At 68.2% G+C, this 1,135-nt stretch carries 2 protein-coding genes; one reads left to right on the top strand and one right to left on the bottom strand.

The features are described from left to right. Positions 1 to 2 precede the first annotated feature (2 nt). Positions 3 to 802 (top strand): IS5 family transposase gene (locus IE145_RS33130; protein ID WP_229826032.1). Its coding sequence is split into 2 segments (ribosomal slippage): positions 3 to 339 and positions 339 to 802, totalling 801 coding nucleotides; the frame shifts between segments, so codons are not numbered across the junction. On the opposite strand, the gene IE145_RS33125 is transcribed toward IE145_RS33130, so the two are convergent. Next, a partial coding sequence (locus IE145_RS33125) for a hypothetical protein (protein ID WP_189529119.1) occupies positions 792 to 1,135 on the bottom strand: 344 nt, incomplete at its 5' end. The genes IE145_RS33130 and IE145_RS33125 overlap by 11 nt on opposite strands.

The raw sequence follows: 1,135 nt of genomic DNA, 5'->3' as shown, positions 1-1,135 counted from the left end.
GGCTGGTGCCGGATGAGTTGTGGGTGTTGTTCCGGCGGGTGGTGCCGCCGACGATGGTGATACGTCCGCAGGGCGGTGGCCGACGCCGGGCCGGAGACCGTGAGGCTCTGGCGGCGATCATCTTCGTGGCGACATCGGGCTGCACCTGGCGGCAGCTGCCGCCGGTGTTCGGCCCGGCCTGGCCCACGGTCTACCGCCGGTTCACCCAGTGGAGCCGGGACCGGGTCTGGGCCCGGCTCTACCGCGTGATCCTCGACGAACTCGGAGTGCGAGGCGAGCTGGACTGGTCGCGGTGCGCGATCGACTCCGTCAGCCTGCGGGCCGCAAAAGGGGGCCACTGACTGGACCGAATCCGACCGACCGCGGCAAGTTGGGATCGAAAATCCACCTGATCACCGACCGGAACGGACTGCCGCTGTCCCTGGGCATCTCCGGCGCGAACATGCACGACAGCCAGGGGCTGGAGCCGCTCGTGCGCGGCATCCCGCCCATCCGGTCCCACCGCGGGCCCCGACGCCGGAGGCCGGCGAAACTGCACGCGGACAAGGGCTACGACTACGACCATCTGCGCCGATGGCTCCGCCGGCGCGGGATCCGCCACCGCATCGCCCGCAGAGGTGTCGAGTCCTCACAGCGGCTGGGCCGGCATCGGTGGGTGGTCGAAAGAACCGTGTCCTGGCTGGCCGGATGCCGCAGGCTCCATCGGCGGTACGAGCGCAAAGCCGAACACTTCCTTGCCTTCGTCGGCATAGCCGCAGCCCTCATCGGCTACCGCCGACTGACGGCTCTCCTTACGGCCTGAGCCGGTTCTGCTGTACGTCGAAGCAGACCAGCCCCATGGACTCCGCCACGGCCGCCGCGTAGGTGGACGCCTCCTCGGCCATACTCCAGCGCATGGGGAAGTAGATCAGCGGACCACTGGCTTCGCCGATCAACGGACCACTTGACCAGGGCGAGGTGTCCTCCTCGTCCTCGGTGATGTCGCACCACCGCTCAAGCAGCGCAGCCACATAGGTCGCTATGCGTTCGGATGGAGGCTCTTCTACCTCGCTGTCGATGTAGCGGTCGTACAGGTCGTCGAAGACTCGGCCAGCGGTCTTGTCGTCCGCCGGCCTCTCGCCTTCCCAGACAGCCA

Origin of the sequence: Streptomyces sindenensis (genome assembly GCF_014649035.1) — a bacterium.
Classification (GTDB): Bacteria; Actinomycetota; Actinomycetes; order Streptomycetales; family Streptomycetaceae; genus Streptomyces; species Streptomyces sindenensis.
Note: the sequence above shows the minus strand (reverse complement) of the source record. Positions and strands in the feature narration are given on the sequence as shown.